Here is an 18,072-nt window from a genome sequence, read left to right as displayed (position 1 = left end):
CTTGAAGAAGAATCCCAATGTGAACGCCCTGCTACCTTTTTTTGTTTGCACTCTGTTTGCCTGCCGACAGGTACAATGCATTTGGTCTTTATAATAATCAAAATGTTAGGAGCTTCAAACATCACCTAGGCGAAATCCACCAATTCACCGGTGAACAGAGAGAACAAAACAAGCTTGCCGTTGATTTGACTCACGTTCAGCACTCATATTAGGCTGGCACCATTATAATAAGCTGCAGTGGGAATGAAAATTATTTCCCCATCTCATTCAGGATGCGAGCAGCCGTCTCACCCATTGCGTTGAGGAGACCATGCGGAAAGACCCGGCCTTGCTGTTTCGAGTTCAATATCGTCTAGTCCTGATGACCTGTCTGCTGGCGTTTTGCGTCATACTGCTTGGTGCCTATGTGCGGCTCTCGGATGCCGGTCTTGGTTGTCCGGACTGGCCAGGATGCTACGGGCAACTCATCGTTCCCAGTGAATCGGCTGAGGTGGTCTCAACCGATCAGGCGTTCGATCAATCCAAAGCCTGGAAAGAGATGATCCATCGGTATATGGCGGGCACCCTGGGTCTATTCATTTTGCTCCTCGCGATACTCGCCTGGACAAACCGGGCAATCGCCCGTCAGCCTGTAATACTCCCTGGCGTACTGTTGTTGCTGGTAATATTTCAGGCCCTGCTGGGGATGTGGACTGTAACTCTGCTGGTCAAACCAGCCATCGTGACGGCTCATCTGCTGGGTGGCTTTGCCACCCTTGCCCTGCTCTGGTTACTGTTGCTAAGAGTGCGACCCATCGACCATCTGCACACGGTGGAGACCAGCAGATCTCTCAGGCGATGGATTTACTTCTCGCTTTTCATACTGTTGATGCAGATCACGCTGGGTGGCTGGACCAGCAGCAACTATGCCGCGCTGGGATGTACCGATTTTCCAACCTGTTATGCCGGGCAATGGTGGCCTGATATGGATTTCAAAGAGGCGTTTGTGATCTGGCGCGGGCTGGGTATCAACTATGAATTCGGCGTGCTGGAAACCGAAGCCCGTACGGCCATACATGTCACTCATAGAGTGGGCGCCCTAATAACCCTAATTACTCTGGGTATATTAACCTACTGGTTGATAAGGAAGAGCTCAGCGCGTTCATTGCAAAGCATCGGATATCTGCTTACATTAATCCTCATATTGCAAATTGGCCTTGGTATCACCAATGTAGTAGGTCATTTACCGCTGAATGTTGCAGTTGCTCACAATGGTGGCGCAGCCATTCTGTTATTGATTTTGGTGACACTGATCTGGGTGTCGAGACAACGGGAATAGCACATGTCGGAAAACGCCACCCCTCGCCTGGGGATAACTGCATTGCTTGGAATCTCTGCCTTACTCGGTGGATTGCTGGTTTGGTCCTACCTGCAAGGATCCAAGACTGAAGAATCAATCCAACCCTTGGCAACCGAACAGGCAACCCTGCTTCCGGAATTACGTTCCCTGAAACCATTCTCCCTCTCCAACCACCATGGCGAGACATTCGACAATCAGAGTCTGCTCGGACAATGGACCTTCATGAGTTTTGGCTATACCTACTGTCCCGATATCTGTCCTACCACCATGTCTCTGTTCAGTGAAATGAATGACCTGCTGAAAAGGGAACAGCAAACTGATCCCTACAAAATCACATTCGTTTCCGTGGATCCACAAAGAGACTCGCTGGAACGACTTGCTGAGTATGTCACCTATTTCAATCCGGAATTCCTCGGTGCCACCGGCCCGGAACCGGCGCTTGAGAAACTGACCAAACCATTGGGCATTCTCTATCAACGGGTTGAAACTGAGGACAGTGCTATGGGCTATGTGATGGATCACTCTGCCTCAATCATTCTTGTCGATCCGCAGGGCCAATACCATGCCTATTTCAGCCCGCCCCATGATCCACAGAAAATGGCCAATGATTTTCTCAGCATCACTGACCATGCCAGATTGGGAAAATAGCTGTGAACAACCTTATAAAAGGTAAATGTTGGCATTGTGGCCATGAATTGCAGACAGCCGATTTTGGCCGCGAGGCCGGCTGTCTCTCCTGTGGCAAACCGACTCGGGTTTGCCGTAACTGCCGTTGGTATGCCCCCAGCCGTCCCAATCAATGTGAAGAACCCAGTGTTGAACGGGTGCTGGATAAAGAGAAAGCCAATTTCTGCGAGTTGTTTGAGCCAACACTGGTACCACTGTCAGAAAAAGCAAACCGATCAGAAGATTCTTTGCGCCAGGCCGCTGAGGATCTATTCAAGTAGTCGTCACCCGCCCGGCAAAAGGTCTACTGTCTGCGCTGGTTGACCGAGACTCACTGTAATCTATTTGCTCCTGGATCAGGGTCTGTCAACCAGCCCTGGCAAGCAGTCGGTCGAGCTGGTTGGCGAAAGCCTGGCGATCTGAATGACTGAACGCTGCCGGTCCCCCAGTATCCACACCACTACCCCGCATGGTATCCAGGAAGTCCCGCATCGCCAGACGCTGACGGATATTATCAGCCGTATAGCGCTCACCCCGGGGAGTCAGAACAAAACAGCCCTTCTCGATGACGTCCGCAGCCAAGGGTATATCGGCGGTAATCACCAATTCCCCAGGTTGTGCCTGTTGCACAATGTAGTCGTCCGCCACATCAAAACCAGCCGAGACCTGCACTGAGCGGATCAGTTCTGAAGGGGGAACCTGTAATGCCTGATTGGCGACCAGTACAACAGGAATACGGACCCTGTCAGAGGCGCGAAACAGAATCTCTTTTATCGGTTTTGGGCAGGCATCGGCATCGACCCAGATCCTCTGCAATGACATTTTAGCTCCGGAATTAAACGCGCCTTGTTAATAAAAGTGCATACTGACTGTAATATTGGCTATTGTAATCAGTAAACAGACCATTATACTTCACGGCCCGGCCATGCCTATGGCCGCTTCATCTGCTCCCACCAGGAATCCTTAATGTCCCACGAAGATCCCGCAGCCACCAGCTTCAATGAGTTTGATCTGCCCAAACAGCTTCTCAGTGCACTGGATAAAGTAGGCTATGAAACCCCCTCCCCGATCCAGGCGCAAACCATCCCATATTTGCTGGCCGGGGACGATTTGCTGGGACATGCACCTACAGGGACCGGTAAAACCGCCGCCTTTGCCCTGCCACTGCTGGCTCGCCTGAACCTGAAACAGCGCCATGTTCAGGTTATGGTGCTGACCCCAACCCGGGAACTGGCCATCCAGGTTGCCGAGGCATTTCAGCGCTATGCGTCGCAGATGCAGGATTTTCATGTCCTGCCAATCTACGGCGGTCAGGATTATGGCGGCCAGATCCGCCAATTGAAACGGGGTGTTCATGTGGTCGTCGGAACACCCGGCCGGGTCATGGACCATATGCGCAAAGGCACACTCAAACTGGATAATATTCAGACCCTGGTACTGGATGAAGCTGATGAGATGTTGCGCATGGGCTTTATCGATGATGTGGAGTGGATACTCGAGCAGACCAATCCGGAGAGGCAGATCGCTCTCTTCTCCGCCACCATGCCGAAAGAGATACGCCATATTGCTAGGCGTCATCTCAATCAACCCCATGAAATTGCTATTAAAAGCAAAACGGCCACCGCTGAAACCATCAGGCAGCGTTACTGGCTGGTCAAAGGACTGCATAAGCTGGATGCCTTGACCAGGATTCTTGAAGTCGAACCGTTTGACGCCATTATCATCTTTGTTCGTACCAAGACGGCCACCACCGAGCTGGCTGAAAGACTCTCTGCGAGAGGCTATAGTGCCGCTGCATTGAATGGTGACATGGTGCAAAAGCAGCGGGAACAGATGGTTGAACGACTGAAACGAGGCGCACTCGATATTCTGGTAGCAACCGATGTCGCTGCCCGAGGTCTGGATGTAGAGCGGATCAGCCATGTCATCAACTTCGATATCCCATACGATGCCGAGTCCTATGTACATCGTATTGGACGAACCGGACGTGCCGGTAGAACCGGTGACGCAATTCTGTTTGTTGCCCCCCGGGAGAGGCGTATGTTGGGCACGATCGAGAAGTCGACCCGGCAAAAAATCGAACAATTGACTCTGCCCAGTACCGAAACCGTCAACAATCAACGGATCGCAGCATTCAAGCAGCGAATCAGCGATACCCTGGCATCTGAAGAGCTCGATTTTATGCAGGGCCTGTTGGAACAGTACCAACAGGAGCACGATGTACCGGCTATCGATATTGCTGCGGCTCTGGCTAAAATGTCACTTGGCGACAAACCTTTACTGCTTCAAGCCGAAAAAAGCAGACCCAAAAACAGTGAGCCTTCCAGAGAGAGAAACAGCAAACGGGTGCGAAGTGATCAAAAAAGTCACGTTACCAGCTCCGCCGCGCCTTCAGGTATGGAACGCTTTCGCATCGAAGTGGGCCATGATCACGATGTAAAGCCTGGCAATATTGTTGGCGCAATTGCCAATGAGGCGGGTCTTGACGCGGAGCATATTGGTCATATCGATATTCAAAACGATTTCAGCCTGGTCGATCTACCGGTCGGTATGCCCCATGAGATCTTTCAGGATCTCAGAAAGGCCTGGGTCTGTGGGCAACGCCTGAAGATTTCCCGCCTTGCAAAAGCGGAAAAACCAGCCAAAAGAAGCAACAGGTCTGAAAAGAAAAAACCTAAGAAAAGAAAGCCCAAAAAGCGCTCCAGCGCGGGTTCAAAACAGTGATCCGTGTGGCTGTTATAGGCTGGAAGCTCGACCAAGGCAACAGCGGATTAATCGACATGCCTGCGGCCTGATTATCGGATCTCGAGGGTTTGCAGATGCCCGGCTCTTCTGTCAGAGAAAATCCACTCGCAGATTAACTCTTCGGTTTTCTGCCCGTCCACCAGCATTGCTGTTATCGGCAACCGGTTGAGAATCGGCGTAGCTGACCGAACGCAGATGTTTCGGTGAAAATCCCTGATCCAATAAAAACCGGGTTACTGCATTGGCCCGCGCTGCAGCCAGTTCCCAATTGGATTGAAAAGGACCACCAAGAATCGGCCGGTCATCCGTATGCCCTTCCACGGCAATATCCGCTTCACCGATCTCCTGAAGGGTCATGGCAAGCCGACTCAATACGGGCTGGGCTTCAGGTAACAGTTCAGCCTTGCCGGAATGAAAAAGAATCACATCGGCAATCTCAAGAGAGACACCGAGCTCACGCTGAACCACTTTGACTTCATCATCAAAGCGCTGCTCGATGGCCGCAGTCAGCCTGGTCACCGCGCTGTTGTCAGGCTGGGATTGTGATGGGGTTTCCTCAACGACCTCGGTGGGTTGTGGAATGGTGGCTGGTACAGGTGTCTCAGGCTGGCTGTAGGTCGATGCAATTTGATTCTGCTCTTCAATAGGCTGCATCTGACGGACCGCCATTTGACCCAGCAAAACCACCAGCATGGCCAGGATAACACTCAGCACATCTACATAGGTCAACAACCAGTTCGCATCAGTATTGTCACTCTCCCACTGATACCAGGAGATGTCGTTCAAAGGACCATCACTGCTCTGTGATACCATCGATCCTTCCCCCTACTGTGAAGCGACCAGTTTCAGTTGGACTGCCGCCTGCTGGATATCCTGATTTGCCGAGGCTTCATCCATCATCTCTCGGATCAGTTCAGAGTGTTGCCGATCACAAAGCATCATGACTGCCTGCAGGTGAGCGACCCGGCGGCTGATTAATTGCCTACCTCGCTGCTCGAATTTGCTTGCCATCGGTTTAAACACCAGATTGGCCAGCACCAATCCATAAACGGTGGTCAACATGGCAAACCCCATGGCAGCGCCAATAGATGCCAGGTCTCCAGAACCGAGACCAAACAGCATCTGTACCAACCCCAGCAGGGTCCCCAGCATACCGAATGCCGGGGCATATCCGCCCATTGCCCTGAGAATATCAGCCGGCCTGCGAAGATGATCGCGATCTTCCGCAATTTGCCGCTGAAGTGCCAAATTCACCTGATCCCGCGGGAATCCATCGAGAACCAGTTGGGTTCCTCGACGCAGTAGAGGAGCGGATATCCGCTGGGTAACCGCCTCTGCCGGCCGAATTTCACCGCGGCGGAAAAAGTTTGCCGCCTGGAGAAAGCGTCGAAATGACTCTTCCTCTTCATCTCCCTGATCCGCAGTCGGCTTTCGAAAATCACTCACCAGCTGCCACATAGCCATCACAGCGTTCAGGGAATGACTCATGATTGTGGTCAGAAGTGTCCCGCCTACGACCAGAAACAGCCCGGATACGATGGCGATCAAGCCTGATCCTGGTGCCATCAACTGAATCGTTACGGAGACAACTACAGATATTGAAAGCAGTCCAATCCAGATATAAATGGCCAACGCAACTCTCCTAATCTCTATGGTGGTGTACAGATCCGATCTGACCCAGGTTTTCTGATATTTGCGTTTAAGAAATCTGCAAGTTACAGGCCAAATTTGTGAAACTGATCCAATCGATCGACTCTACTAGGCGTGGTTCCGGCAATATAAACCCGAACATGTGCATGTAAATTATTATCAAATAGCGGTATATTTCGATGACACAGGGATAATCAACCCAAGCAGCATACCCTGGACTACGGCATAATCAGCCTTTCCAACCAATCATCGCGGGATAACCCAATGAAGTTAAAAGCGCTCTTGCTTATCTCATTATTATCGAGCAACACGCTCTCAGTGGTAGCTGCAGCATCGGAAGTCAATATGAATCCGGGTTTGTGGCAGTGGACTGCCGTTATGGATATGCCCGGCATGCCAATGCAGCTCCCCCCCACTTCCTATACCACCTGTATCAGTCAGGCTGACTTTGTGCCGAAGGACAGTGAACTGGGACAGAACTGTGAAACCATCGATCTGAAAACTGAAGGTGATACAGTCTCCTGGAATATCACCTGCTCCCAGAATGGTATGGCAACTACCAGCCAGGGAGATATCACCTACTACGGGGATCGAGCTGAAGGAAATATCAATATCAACTCTCAGGGTTTACAAATGCGCTCTAAAACCACTGGTGAAAGATTGGGGCCCTGCACGAAACAGTAGTCTGATATCGATAGGTTACAGTAGAGCATCAATTACTCGTTTTGAACATGACTGCTTGATTGTCAACCATTTGCAAAGCAGTGTATAGACCTCCTATAGGTGCAGCCAGGCATATCCCAATTGCTCCATCTGCTGCTCAATCCAACGGGAGCGCTCAACCACATAAGGAGAGGGAGGATGCGCACGATAACGCCAGGGATTGGGTAGAACGGCCGCAAGTCTGGCGGCCTGTCTGTTGGATAGCTCACCAACCGGTACCTGAAACCAGTAATCACTGGCGGCACCAACTCCAAAAACCCCAGGACCAAATTCAGCAATATTCAGATAAACCTCTAGAATTCGCTGTTTATTCCAAAATAGCTCAAGCAACAGCGCGATGCCCATCTCCAAGACTTTTCTGGCGAAATCTCTGTTTGACCAGAGAAACAGGTTTTTGGCAGTCTGTTGGGTCAGTGTACTTGCGCCACGTAATCGCTTACCCCTGTCCGCCTCTTCCAATGCATCTATGATCGCTTCTGGATCAATTCCGTAATGATATGGAAAACGCTGGTCTTCTGCAGCCACTATAGCTAATTGCACCGAAGGTGCGATCCTATCCAGACTGACCCATGTGTGGCGTATCACTTGCGGATAAGCCATTGGCCTGCTGAACTCTCTCTGAATCTTCCATGACCAGGTTGGAGGATCGAAATAGCGAAGCAGTACGATGGTCGTGATGACGAGTATGCTTACACCTAATACAAACTTAAAAATCAGGCGAAACACTAATTCCAGCAACTGAACAATACCACACTTACCCTTATTCTTTCGAACAACCACTTGCGCTAATGAAATCTTTGATATGGGAGTATGAATTGATACTTAGAGCAGGTGTTTTCCATCGAACAGATCATACTCAAGGGTAAATGGGTCGATTCCTTCAATACAGCCCAGGTTCACGCGAAAGTGCCCTGGCATTCTGGCCGTTTCATGAAAAGTATAGATACCGCATTGATTACAGAAGTAGTGGCGGGCTGTTTTTAACCCGAACTGATAGCTTCCAAGTGTCTGATCATCAGACTCATAAGAAAACTGATCAGGAGGTATTGCCTCACTGCTCATCATTGCACCTTTGCGAGTGCAGAGGGAACAGTTGCAGCGTAAACCTTTTACAATCTCTTCACCTTCAAAAGAGAAGCGGACCGCACCGCAATGGCAACTCCCATGGTAACGTTCTGTCATGACCTGCCTCCTGATATTCAGTATTTCTTGAAAGTGTAGATGGTGTAAATCCAAATATTAGCTGGAAATAGGCTGTTTTGTTCCAGTAAAAAGGGATCAGTCAGATTAACCTGTAGTTTACCATTTCGTTGATAATTGCATCACACCTTGAATAGGCTAATCTCTAGAGCCGTTTAACACTATTCCAATAGGCCATAGTATTATCGAAACCATGCCACCAGAAAACGCCAAATACGCACGTAAAAAGTAGTTAAAAGTGCATCATGCACGATCATGCCCAGTATTGCCGTGATCAAAGTAAACCAGAGTACCGCTTCGAAAGGTATCAAAGTTGTACTGGAAATAAACAGACTGTTTATTGCCAGCCAGAGGATCAGTCCTGTTATGAAACCGACAATTGCATTGAAAAGACCCAGGGCCAATCTGTCTATCATTGTTGTATCGCTATCCAATTTCATAGGCTTGGCTCAAGTATGCTCTTTTTACTCTATTCCGGGTTTGCAGATCGGGGGGATTCCTTTGAGAATTTTCACTGTGTAAATCTGATATCTCAGATTCAATGAGCTGATCATCATTTTGTGATATTACAACAATCCATGAGTCTAGCTGATTATGTTGCTCTTTTAACTCTCTGTAGCTTGAAGGCGGCATGAATAACTCTGGCAGGCCCTCCATACAACCAAAACTGAGCCAGCTATCTTATTGTTTTTATGTATTTTTTTCGCACTTCTCTTTAATAACTCTTTATAGGCTATTGTATCTTAAACTGATATGATTAGTTCTACTGGCAAGTTGATACATTATAAAGATGCCTAATAATCGTCTGTTTACAACTACTGCAGCCATCATTATAGAGAATCTATCCAAATTTCGAGGATGGATTGCAAACCATATGATGGGCAGTTTCTATGCAGGTTTTTACAAAGAAAATGCCAGCACCAACTCCATCCTATGGGGGTACTATCCTGTTGCTTTGGTTGCTCTGATCGGCTTGATAATATCTGTAGGCCTGTTCATGCAATCTATGAACTGGGAAAAACAACAGGCTGAGATTGCTTTTCATGAAACTGCCCAGGACAGGATTTTACTGATCCAGAGAGAGATTAAGTTCTCACTCGGTATTATTCAGGATATCGCCAGCTTTATTGAAGCTTCTGAAATTGTAGGGCGAAGAGAATTTAGGAAATTTGTAGGGCCAGCTTTGAAGAATCAGGCTGGAATTGAAACCCTCGCATGGGTACCTAAAGTAGATTTTGACAGTTATGATGAATTTCTGAATTTTGCCAGAAGAGGTTTCCCTCCATTTAATATAAAAGAGTTGACGACCTCTGGTCAATCAATAAGCAGAAAAGCGAAAGGTCACGTTTATTATCCTATTTTATATGTGCAACCTTACCAGGATAATAAACCGATGCTTGGCTTGAATATCGGAACCGATAGTCAGGTAAAATCTCTATTCGAGGAGAGTATCAGCAAGGGAACAATACAGATTGCCAACCGATCGAATATAGACTCACAAACACAACAATCGGTTTCAGGAATTGCTGTTGTCGTTCCCGTCTTTGTAAAGAGTGATGAAGAGCAGTCTGAAACAGTTCAGAATCACCTGCGCGGTTATGCACTGGGTATTTTCAATATCGGTGAAATAATTGAACGTGCACTTGAAAACCTTAGACCAGGATCTGTCGATATCAGGTTCTATCAAGGGGATACAACCACAGATGAGACACTTTTATATACCCATTACTCAAGAAGCCGACAACATGATCTGCTCTCTACGTCTGATCTTGAGGAGTCAGGAATCAATTATTTACAGAAGATAGTGGTTGAAAACCTATCTTGGAGTGTTCTGTGTACACCTGTATTTGATAAATTTGAAGCCAAGACTTTCACCAGTTGGATTATTCTTATTGGCGGTTTTGCCTTCACTGCATTACTCACGATCTATACGGCCAACCTGGTTGGGCAAACAAACCAGATACGCCATCAGGTTGCAGAGAGAACCGCCCTGCTTCGCTCAACTGTTGAGGAACTGAATCAGGAAGTTATGGAGAGAAAAGCTGCTGAAACCGAATTGCAGAACCTTAACGAGACTTTGGAACACCATATCGCTTCGCGTACAGAAGAAGCCGAGCGTAGGGCAGAATATTTGGAACAATTTGCCTATGTAACCTCTCATGACCTTAAAGCCCCACTTAGAGCAGTTAGCAATCTTGCAGAATGGATTGAGGAAGATCTTACAGACAAATTAGACAACTCCTCAAAAGAACAGCTTGCTCTACTCAGGGATCGTGTCAGACGAATGCATGACCTGATAGAGGGACTGCTGGAATACTCTAGAGTAGGAAAAACATCCGACGTTGAGGCCATAATTGATACACGTGAACTGATACAGGAAATCACTGACTCGCTTTCGCCTCAGAAGGGTTTCACAATTAAGATCAAGGGTGAAATGCCAATATTGAAAGCAGACCGACTTCAGCTTGGACAGGTTTTCTCCAACCTCATCGGAAACAGTTTAAAACACCATGGTGGAAGTAAAGGTAAAATACGTATTAGCAGTAAGCAGGTAGGAGACTATTATGAGTTTACTGTATGTGACAACGGCCAGGGTATTGCCTCTGAGTACCATGATAAGGTTTTCAAGATGTTTCAAACTCTCAAATCGAGTGACTATAACAACAGTACCGGTATCGGATTAGCTCTTGTTAAAAAAATAGTTATAGAGCATGGTGGTTCGATACAGCTGAATTCCGCTGTAAATAAAGGCGCTTGCTTTACTTTCTTATGGCCTTATACACCTGTAGAAGATATTCAGGTTTATAATAAAATTGAAGGTAAACTGACCGGGTAATATTTCATGTTGAACAAAACTGAATCCATATTGCTTATTGAGGACGATCGTGTCGATATAATGACAGTTCAACGTGCACTAAAAAAGAACAAGATATCTAATCCACTGTTCATAGCCCGAACTGGCCATGAGGCATTTAATATGCTGCGTGGTGATCATGGTGAAAAGCAGGTTACTCCAGCACTGATTTTACTGGATTTGAACTTACCTAAAATGAGTGGAATTGAGTTCCTGCATAAAATCAGAAATGATCCAAATTTATCCGATCAACGTATTATTGTATTGACCTCTTCCAATGAACCCAAGGATAGAGATGCAGCCTTTGAATATGATGTTGATGACTATATCGTGAAACCCCATTCATTCAGTGAATTTACACGAGCTATTGCGACCATTCTTGAACTTTGGGAATAGTTGCCAGTTAAGTACAGTTGTACTATTTCCTATTAAATAATATGTGCCATAACTCTTGTTTGTTACTCAACAATAGAGTTTTTTGTTTGCCATCCTCCTTCCATCTATACAGCAAATCTATTCTCTTCCTTTCTTGATCCATGAATTACAACAATAGTAACTTGAACTCACAGGATATTAGATAAAACAGATTTTATGCGTTAAATTCCTACTACATTAAGATTAGCTTAAGAAAGCAATTGATCCATGTCCCTTATCTTTTTGTTTTCATCATTTTATTCCTAGTTATCTATTTGTTTTTATTGAATATTAAATATCTTGATTGTCTTTTTTTGTTGTAAATCTATAAAAGATGACCAAGTTATGAACATCATTCAAACATAGTTATACTGTGGTTAATCATTCGTAACAGAAAGCACTCTCCAGTCATAAGTTCATGAACAATTCGACTATGACCATTGGCATTTTAAAGAGTATTTCGTTCAAATTGACGACCAAGCTGGCATCTCACCCGCTTTTTAATCAATATTTTCAAAATATTAACGACTTCATATCGATAACTGGTTTTGAATCTAACGAACTTTTTAATCTTTTAGAGCAACCCGAACAGAAAATATTTGATCATTTTGTTGTGGTTGGTGATAGTCTCTATGAGAAATATCAACCACCTTTTGTTGATGTTGTAAAAATAGTTGACTTTGCTGCTTCAGAAATCAATAAAGCTGTTAGAAAACAAAAATTAAAAGCAACAGCGGATATGGTCAATAAGCAAGCTGAAGTGATAAAAAACGCAATAGCAAAAGCCTACTTTTACCGATCTCTCGACAATGTCAGATTACTTGCCTCTCAATCACCCGAAAATCCTAATTCCCCTTTGACATTACATCTCCATTGGCTAGAAGAGATCGTAGCCTATCTTACTAAAAAAACAAAAGTTCTACCTGAAACAAATCACCTTGAGTGTCATTTTGCTGAATGGCTGAAAAAAATGGAGTTTGAGTTATTACTTCAAAGCACAGGTGAAGATAAAGATGCTCAACACGCAAGAATCTATTTATCCCATAGAAAGATACACCAAGAGTTCACATACATCCTCACATTTGTACACAATTCTGATTATGAATTAGCATTTTCACATTGGTCTCTATTGTATCAAGCCGTTCTAGAATTACGTCAAAACATTCAAAATTTACAACTCTTATATAAAAACCATGAAGAGAAATATTTCTTCGAGTACGTAGATGAGAAATCAGACATAGATGAACAACTCTATTACTTTCTCTCGATAAGATTGGCTAAATGGGCTCTTAGTGGCAAGAACACAGAAAATATAGATCAGCTTAACCTGAAAATCTTAGAGTGTTTATCTGATGCTAAACTCGATGGTGTTTTATTTACAAGTGATAATGAAATACGTGTACTTTTACAAAACCCGGATAATAGTGAAGATATAGATATTCCCCATTTTTTAGAAGAAAAATTACATGCATTTCTTTTTAAATTGGCAAAAGAATCTGGAATGAAAAGTCGGGCTATTGCCATAAACCTCAATGCATTGAACAATTATCCAAAACAAAAAATCTCAATGCTTCGTCAACTTTCTTTCTATAAAACAAAGCATAATTTTGAACTCATCACACAGCAAAAAGTGGAATTACTTTACCAATCTGCAATTGAGGCTGAGTCTGTTGCTGCTTTTGCCTCGAAGGCCCTGGATGACAGAACACTTGAGGTATTCTTCCAACCTATAATCGGTGTACAGAAAAATGATATGGTCAGCCTTGAAGCTTTAGTCAGAGCACCAACCAATGAGGGATATCTTGCTGCTGAGGCTTTTTTGCAGTACCTGGTGAATGAAGACAAAATGATGGCTCTCGACCATTTTGTGATACAGAGGATTTCCCAATATGCAAATCAATTAGAGGGAATAGTAGACAGTGTCAGTATCAATATCTATCCGACATCATTCCAACACGAAGAGATTATTAATGCCTTAATTTCATTATCTGAAGAATTACAGAGACATACTGTTTCATTGGTTGTTGAAATAACTGAACAACTGTTTATGGGTGACACTTCTCCTGTTGAATATCTGGCAAGAGAGCACAATATCGCCTTCTCACTGGATGACTTTGGCTCAGGTTATTCTAACTTATTCCAGCTTATCGGATTGGCAGAGCGAGAAGTGGTCAAGGTATTGAAGATAGACGGTAGTCTCGTACGCCAAATTGATAAAGATGACAAAGTCTTTGAAGTCATCGAAACCATAACAAAAATTGCCAATACCCTAAGCATTACTCCTATTGTCATGGAGTATGTCGAGAGTGAACACATTTTGAATAAACTACAGTGTCTCGACGCAAAAATGTATTTTCAAGGCTATTTTTTCGACAGACCTCTGCCTCTTGATCAGTTGATTAAAAAATATGGGTCTGCTAACAGAAGAGATGCATCACTAGTTGAGCATTGAAATTATTCTTTGAATTATATATAGGATAACAGGGTATGTACGATTTTTTAAATAGTATAACGCTCAAGCATATCTAACCTATCTAAATATATTAATCAGTGTGATTCATAGACATCCTTTCATTATCATTGGGTGTTGCAAAGAATACAATGGATTCACCTTTATGAAGAGTCTGATGATGTAGGCTTTGTTAACAGGCTATGCGGTATCTCTAGTCCCACTTTGAGAAAGTGGAAGCGTAGCGCACTCATCACTCAACGCCAAAATCACTATTGATATGGAGACCTTAGGAATTCCCGTAATCTTGGCGCAAGACGAGTTCAAAGTGAGTTATTGCGGCTGCACAATATTTTGCTATCACTAGCGTCAATTCATAAGGATTTCAAAAAGCAACAGGTAAAGCCTGTCAAATAATTTAGGAAAAAGTCCGAAAAGACATTGTGGCATCTAAACAAACACATTAATTACACTTTCGACTGTGCCAGCTTGAATCAGTAATAGAGAAGTTTAAGGATTAGAATTTATACTCCTTTTTGTAGGTTTTCTTTCTCAACAATTGATACCTCAATTGTAGCCAAAAACCATTTTATATTTTAAATCTGATTGGCAGCTCATTTTGAAACTGAGTGACTCATTTAATATCTTTTAAGTTTCATTGCGTTTCATCATTAAGTACGAATTTTGCCTGTTCAAGTAATACTTTATACTTGTAACCGGCACCGATATCCACGTTATTTCGAACCACCCCTTGTACTGTAACCCTGGCACCTGGTGAAATCATCTCCTGAGAGGTAGCAATCAATTTAGTATTAGGTCCTTGACCAGTACCATCCTGCAATGTTATCCAGTTCTTACCCACTATATTCAGGTTGACTTTGATAACCTTTGCGTTGAAGGCAACACTCTTTTCATTTAATTCCATAGCATTGGAGACAATTTCCCCGATGGTCATACCATCAGGGAGTGGAGTAATCTCACCCGGCTCTGGAGACTTAACAGCATCTTTTTTGGATAATGACTTTATATCAACTTCATGCTTACCAGAAACTGACCTGTGTAGACTGTCCATATCACCGACACCAGTTTGACTTACACTTTCTACAAAAATAATTGAGTCGAAAAACCTGTCCAGTGATTTACTGTAGAAATCTCTCATCTCCATACCACCCTTGTAGACGATCTTCTCACCTATCTTTATCGGTAGAAGAGTGGTTGCAATCCAACTATTTCGCCCTTCAAGCCTGAGATAGGTATAATTCTCCACATCCATCATTTCTACGACAGTACCTGAGCCGGTACCCACCTCCTCTGCTGAGGCAGTTTGGAAGACATATAGCATAATCACGAAAATTAACGCACTAAGGTTTGACATAATTCTCTCTGATAATGAGGAGCCGATACTATTTTGAATGGCAAACCGGAGCTGCCATCAATCTTTTTCTGATGGAGTATAATCCTGCGCCGGTAAATTCAGCTGGTCGTTTTAAGGTATAGTTTATTTGAGTTTTAGTTATACCCAAATCAGTTTCCGTGGACTACTGTTACGGTTTCCTGAAATACAAATATTGAGCTACCATAGATTTTAGCCTACTAGATCAGCTCCACTAATACAAAAACAGCAGCTGTCATTCCAGCTATATGGAGGAAATCGTGAGATCCAGACCTGTATCTGATTACCACTCGCAACACAGATATCAAAAGAGAGTACTGTTACAGCTTATTCTATTGGTATCGATCATCATTCTGGTTTCAGGCTGCGCTTCTCCAGGCCCATCTGCCCAAGGTCAACAGGCTGATGCTGGAAATTATGTTTGGCCAGCGCCACCAGAGAAGCCCAAAATACGCTATCTCGGCAGCTTGAAGTCCTCAGACTCTTTCGATAGTGGCCAAGGAATGGGGCTTCGTGAGTGGTTTCTTGGGAAAGAGGAGGAGGAAACCCGAGCCCTGGTCAAACCCTATGGTGTATTCAGCGATTCTCAAGGCCGGGTTTATGTTGCTGACACGGGCATTTCCGGACTTGTGGTATTCGACCTCAATAGAGAAACCATGGAGTTCCTGGGCACCAGTGGTCCAGGAACGCTGAAAAAACCAACAGGCGTAACTACCGACTCTGCCGGCAACGTATATGTCAGTGATGTCATAGATCATCGGGTCGTGATGTACAGTAAAGACGGGCAGTTCATTAATGCATTTGGAGGCAGTGATGTCCTCGTTTCACCCGTCGGGCTGACATTCAACGACACCACCCAACAACTCTATGTAGTCGACTCAAAAAAGCACCAAGTCATTGTTTTTAATAAGAATGGTGACGTGGATTTTACCATTGGCGACCGAGGTTCCGAGAAGGGAAAATTCAACTATCCCACCAACATTACCATTGATGAAAAGGGTCAGATATATCTTGCCGATACAATGAATTTTCGCGTTCAGATTTTTGATCAACAGGGAAAATATCTGAACGGTTTCGGCAACCTTGGTGATGGTCGTGGACAATTCAGCCGACTCAAAGGAATCGGTGTCGACCTTGAAGGCCACATCTACACTATCGATGCCGCATTCAACAATATGCAGATCTTCAATCAGGGAGGCCAACTTCTACTCACCGTCGGTAAGCCAGGTACCGGACCGGGAGGCTTCTATCTGCCTGCAGGAGCTCATGTGGACAAAAATAATAAAATCTTTGTAGCTGATCAATTGAATCAGCGTATCCAGATGTTTGAGTATTTAGGAGAGGCAGAATAAAAGCGATATTCGTGAAAACTCGATTCACTTCCTCATTTCAGAGATGAAAACAGTTAGTGCCAAAGTGGCACTAACGCAAGTTTTAGTCGAGCTGTGTCGACACGAATTAATTCCGACTTAATATTTCTTAATGAATTCTTAATAATACCGCTTGATAATTCACTCAATAAAGCGATCAGATTTGAATGCCCAAGTATCACCACGAAGTTAAAAATACCCAGTATTTTACTTGATATTTCTAAGATCGCTCTCAAATCATAAAATCTAAAAATAATAGCTAAGTAAAACCAATTAAATTCCTCAAAACCATTGACCTTAATATAGCGTTGTCATAATATTACTATCGATGTGGGATTTATTTCCCATTTCTTAAGAGAACCTTAAGAAAGCCTAAGAACTGCTGGACAACAAGGCAGCAAGGCCACATGCAGTAGAAGTACCCCTAAATGTAAGAATAGAAATAACGTAAAGCACTCAAATGGAGCTGGTGCATCATCCTATACCCTGAAAGGAGGAATGGCATGAGAAGAACAGCAATCCTGGGTAGTATTTTTGCCTCACTTGCCCTGCTAGCCACATCAGCAATTGCAGATATTGCCAACACATCACATGACCTTCGAAGTCAAACAACACTCTTGACCCAGGCCGGTAATACACAAATCTGTGCTTACTGCCACACGCCCCATAATGCCAGTACCACAAACAGTACGACCCCATTATGGAATCATCAAGATACAGTGGCCACCTACACCATGTACAGCAGTCCCTCTTTGGATATGACCATTGCCGGTTCACCGGCGGGCGTCTCCCTTGCGTGCCTCAGCTGTCATGATGGAACCGTTGCTGCTGATCAGTTGATTAATTTTCCAACTGGCATCACTGGACCCGATGGGATCTTTTTTCTGGGTGACAGTCTTGGTACAGATCTGAGCAACGACCACCCGATCTCACTGACCTATAACGCGACACAGGATCCTGATTTTGTTGCTGCCGTTAATTCACAGGTCAATGGTCTGCAACTGTTCGGCGGAACCGGGGATCAGGTTGAGTGTGGTACATGCCACTCTGTGCATGACAATACCAATGAGCCATTCCTTCGAATGAGTAATGCTGGCAGCGCACTCTGTCTGGCCTGCCACATTAAGTAATCACACAGCGTATACATCCCGTGATTCGCATTGGGAACAGAGAGACATTCGGCATAACCAGGGTAATATCCATTATCCTGGTTGTGTCCTCTCTGTTATTGATTGCTTCCTGCAGTACAGAGTCCAAACAGGTATTTTT

Annotated in this window: 17 protein-coding genes; 10 read left to right on the top strand and 7 right to left on the bottom strand. The window is 44.7% G+C overall.

The genetic code is table 11. The features are described 5' to 3' along the window. Positions 1-310 precede the first annotated feature (310 nt). From A3193_RS06595 to A3193_RS06585, 3 genes are read left to right on the top strand one after another with little or no spacing between them, the layout of a single operon-like run. Positions 311-1,318 carry a COX15/CtaA family protein gene (locus tag A3193_RS06595; RefSeq protein WP_069014367.1) on the top strand — a complete coding sequence of 336 codons (1,008 nt, stop codon included), beginning with the start codon at positions 311-313 and terminating at the stop codon, positions 1,316-1,318. A 3-nt stretch (positions 1,319-1,321) separates the two neighbouring features. Continuing rightward, a complete protein-coding gene (locus A3193_RS06590; RefSeq protein WP_069005659.1) occupies positions 1,322-1,987 on the top strand; it encodes an SCO family protein in 666 nt (221 codons plus the stop codon). Positions 1,988-1,989: 2 nt separating this feature from the next. Then, positions 1,990-2,286 carry a hypothetical protein gene (locus A3193_RS06585; protein ID WP_069005660.1) on the top strand — a complete coding sequence of 99 codons (297 nt, stop codon included), beginning with the start codon at positions 1,990-1,992 and terminating at the stop codon, positions 2,284-2,286. Positions 2,287-2,371: 85 nt separating this feature from the next. On the opposite strand, the gene A3193_RS06580 is transcribed toward A3193_RS06585, so the two are convergent. After that, positions 2,372-2,827: a YaiI/YqxD family protein gene (locus A3193_RS06580; protein WP_069005661.1), complete on the bottom strand. Its 456-nt coding sequence runs from the start codon at positions 2,825-2,827 to the stop codon at positions 2,372-2,374. 144 nt (positions 2,828-2,971) lie between these two features. Here A3193_RS06580 and A3193_RS06575 point away from each other — a divergent pair, with 144 nt between their 5' ends. Continuing rightward, positions 2,972-4,729: a DEAD/DEAH box helicase gene (locus tag A3193_RS06575; protein ID WP_069005662.1), complete on the top strand. Its 1,758-nt coding sequence runs from the start codon at positions 2,972-2,974 to the stop codon at positions 4,727-4,729. Between the two features lie 111 nt (positions 4,730-4,840). Here the strand turns inward: A3193_RS06575 and A3193_RS06570 are convergent, their stop codons facing one another. Both A3193_RS06570 and A3193_RS06565 read right to left on the bottom strand, forming a co-directional pair. After that, positions 4,841-5,563 carry an OmpA/MotB family protein gene (locus A3193_RS06570; protein WP_069005663.1) on the bottom strand — a complete coding sequence of 241 codons (723 nt, stop codon included), beginning with the start codon at positions 5,561-5,563 and terminating at the stop codon, positions 4,841-4,843. A gap of 12 nt (positions 5,564-5,575) precedes the next feature. Beyond that, the gene (locus A3193_RS06565; protein ID WP_139117012.1) at positions 5,576-6,316 is read right to left on the bottom strand and encodes a motility protein A; all 741 of its coding nucleotides are present in this window, start codon (positions 6,314-6,316) and stop codon (positions 5,576-5,578) included. A 348-nt stretch (positions 6,317-6,664) separates the two neighbouring features. Between A3193_RS06565 and A3193_RS06560 the strand changes: the two genes are divergently transcribed. Next, complete coding sequence (locus A3193_RS06560; RefSeq protein WP_071932420.1) at positions 6,665-7,084, top strand: DUF3617 domain-containing protein; 420 nt, start codon at positions 6,665-6,667, stop codon at positions 7,082-7,084. A 93-nt stretch (positions 7,085-7,177) separates the two neighbouring features. Here the strand turns inward: A3193_RS06560 and mtgA are convergent, their stop codons facing one another. The 3 genes from mtgA to A3193_RS06545 all read right to left on the bottom strand — a co-directional run bounded on the left by mtgA (position 7,178) and on the right by A3193_RS06545 (position 8,739). Continuing rightward, positions 7,178-7,903 (bottom strand): monofunctional biosynthetic peptidoglycan transglycosylase, encoded by a 726-nt coding sequence (mtgA, locus tag A3193_RS06555; protein ID WP_235614914.1) that lies wholly within the window; start codon positions 7,901-7,903, stop codon positions 7,178-7,180. A gap of 42 nt (positions 7,904-7,945) precedes the next feature. Next, positions 7,946-8,305, bottom strand: coding sequence for a GFA family protein (locus A3193_RS06550; RefSeq protein WP_069014366.1), 360 nt, complete (start codon positions 8,303-8,305; stop codon positions 7,946-7,948). A gap of 200 nt (positions 8,306-8,505) precedes the next feature. After that, positions 8,506-8,739 (bottom strand): hypothetical protein, encoded by a 234-nt coding sequence (locus tag A3193_RS06545; protein ID WP_141694597.1) that lies wholly within the window; start codon positions 8,737-8,739, stop codon positions 8,506-8,508. A 374-nt stretch (positions 8,740-9,113) separates the two neighbouring features. Here A3193_RS06545 and A3193_RS06540 point away from each other — a divergent pair, with 374 nt between their 5' ends. The 3 genes from A3193_RS06540 to A3193_RS06530 all read left to right on the top strand — a co-directional run bounded on the left by A3193_RS06540 (position 9,114) and on the right by A3193_RS06530 (position 14,043). Further along, positions 9,114-11,159 (top strand): CHASE domain-containing protein, encoded by a 2,046-nt coding sequence (locus A3193_RS06540; RefSeq protein ID WP_069014364.1) that lies wholly within the window; start codon positions 9,114-9,116, stop codon positions 11,157-11,159. Between the two features lie 6 nt (positions 11,160-11,165). Next, the gene (locus tag A3193_RS06535; RefSeq protein WP_069005669.1) at positions 11,166-11,573 is read left to right on the top strand and encodes a response regulator; all 408 of its coding nucleotides are present in this window, start codon (positions 11,166-11,168) and stop codon (positions 11,571-11,573) included. A 451-nt stretch (positions 11,574-12,024) separates the two neighbouring features. Next, positions 12,025-14,043, top strand: coding sequence for an EAL domain-containing protein (locus tag A3193_RS06530; RefSeq protein WP_162273732.1), 2,019 nt, complete (start codon positions 12,025-12,027; stop codon positions 14,041-14,043). Between the two features lie 652 nt (positions 14,044-14,695). Here A3193_RS06530 and A3193_RS06525 read toward each other — a convergent pair. Further along, on the bottom strand, positions 14,696-15,415 hold the full coding sequence (locus A3193_RS06525; RefSeq protein ID WP_069005671.1) for a hypothetical protein: 720 nt from the start codon (positions 15,413-15,415) through the stop codon (positions 14,696-14,698). A 278-nt stretch (positions 15,416-15,693) separates the two neighbouring features. Here A3193_RS06525 and A3193_RS06520 point away from each other — a divergent pair, with 278 nt between their 5' ends. Further along, positions 15,694-16,785, top strand: coding sequence for a 6-bladed beta-propeller (locus A3193_RS06520; RefSeq protein ID WP_162272475.1), 1,092 nt, complete (start codon positions 15,694-15,696; stop codon positions 16,783-16,785). Between the two features lie 521 nt (positions 16,786-17,306). Beyond that, positions 17,307-17,933 carry a cytochrome c3 family protein gene (locus A3193_RS06515; RefSeq protein WP_069005673.1) on the top strand — a complete coding sequence of 209 codons (627 nt, stop codon included), beginning with the start codon at positions 17,307-17,309 and terminating at the stop codon, positions 17,931-17,933. Positions 17,934-18,072 lie beyond the last annotated feature (139 nt).

This window comes from Candidatus Thiodiazotropha endoloripes (assembly GCF_001708965.1).
Lineage (GTDB): Bacteria > Pseudomonadota > Gammaproteobacteria > Chromatiales > Chromatiaceae > Thiodiazotropha > Thiodiazotropha endoloripes.
Note: the sequence above shows the minus strand (reverse complement) of the source record. Positions and strands in the feature narration are given on the sequence as shown.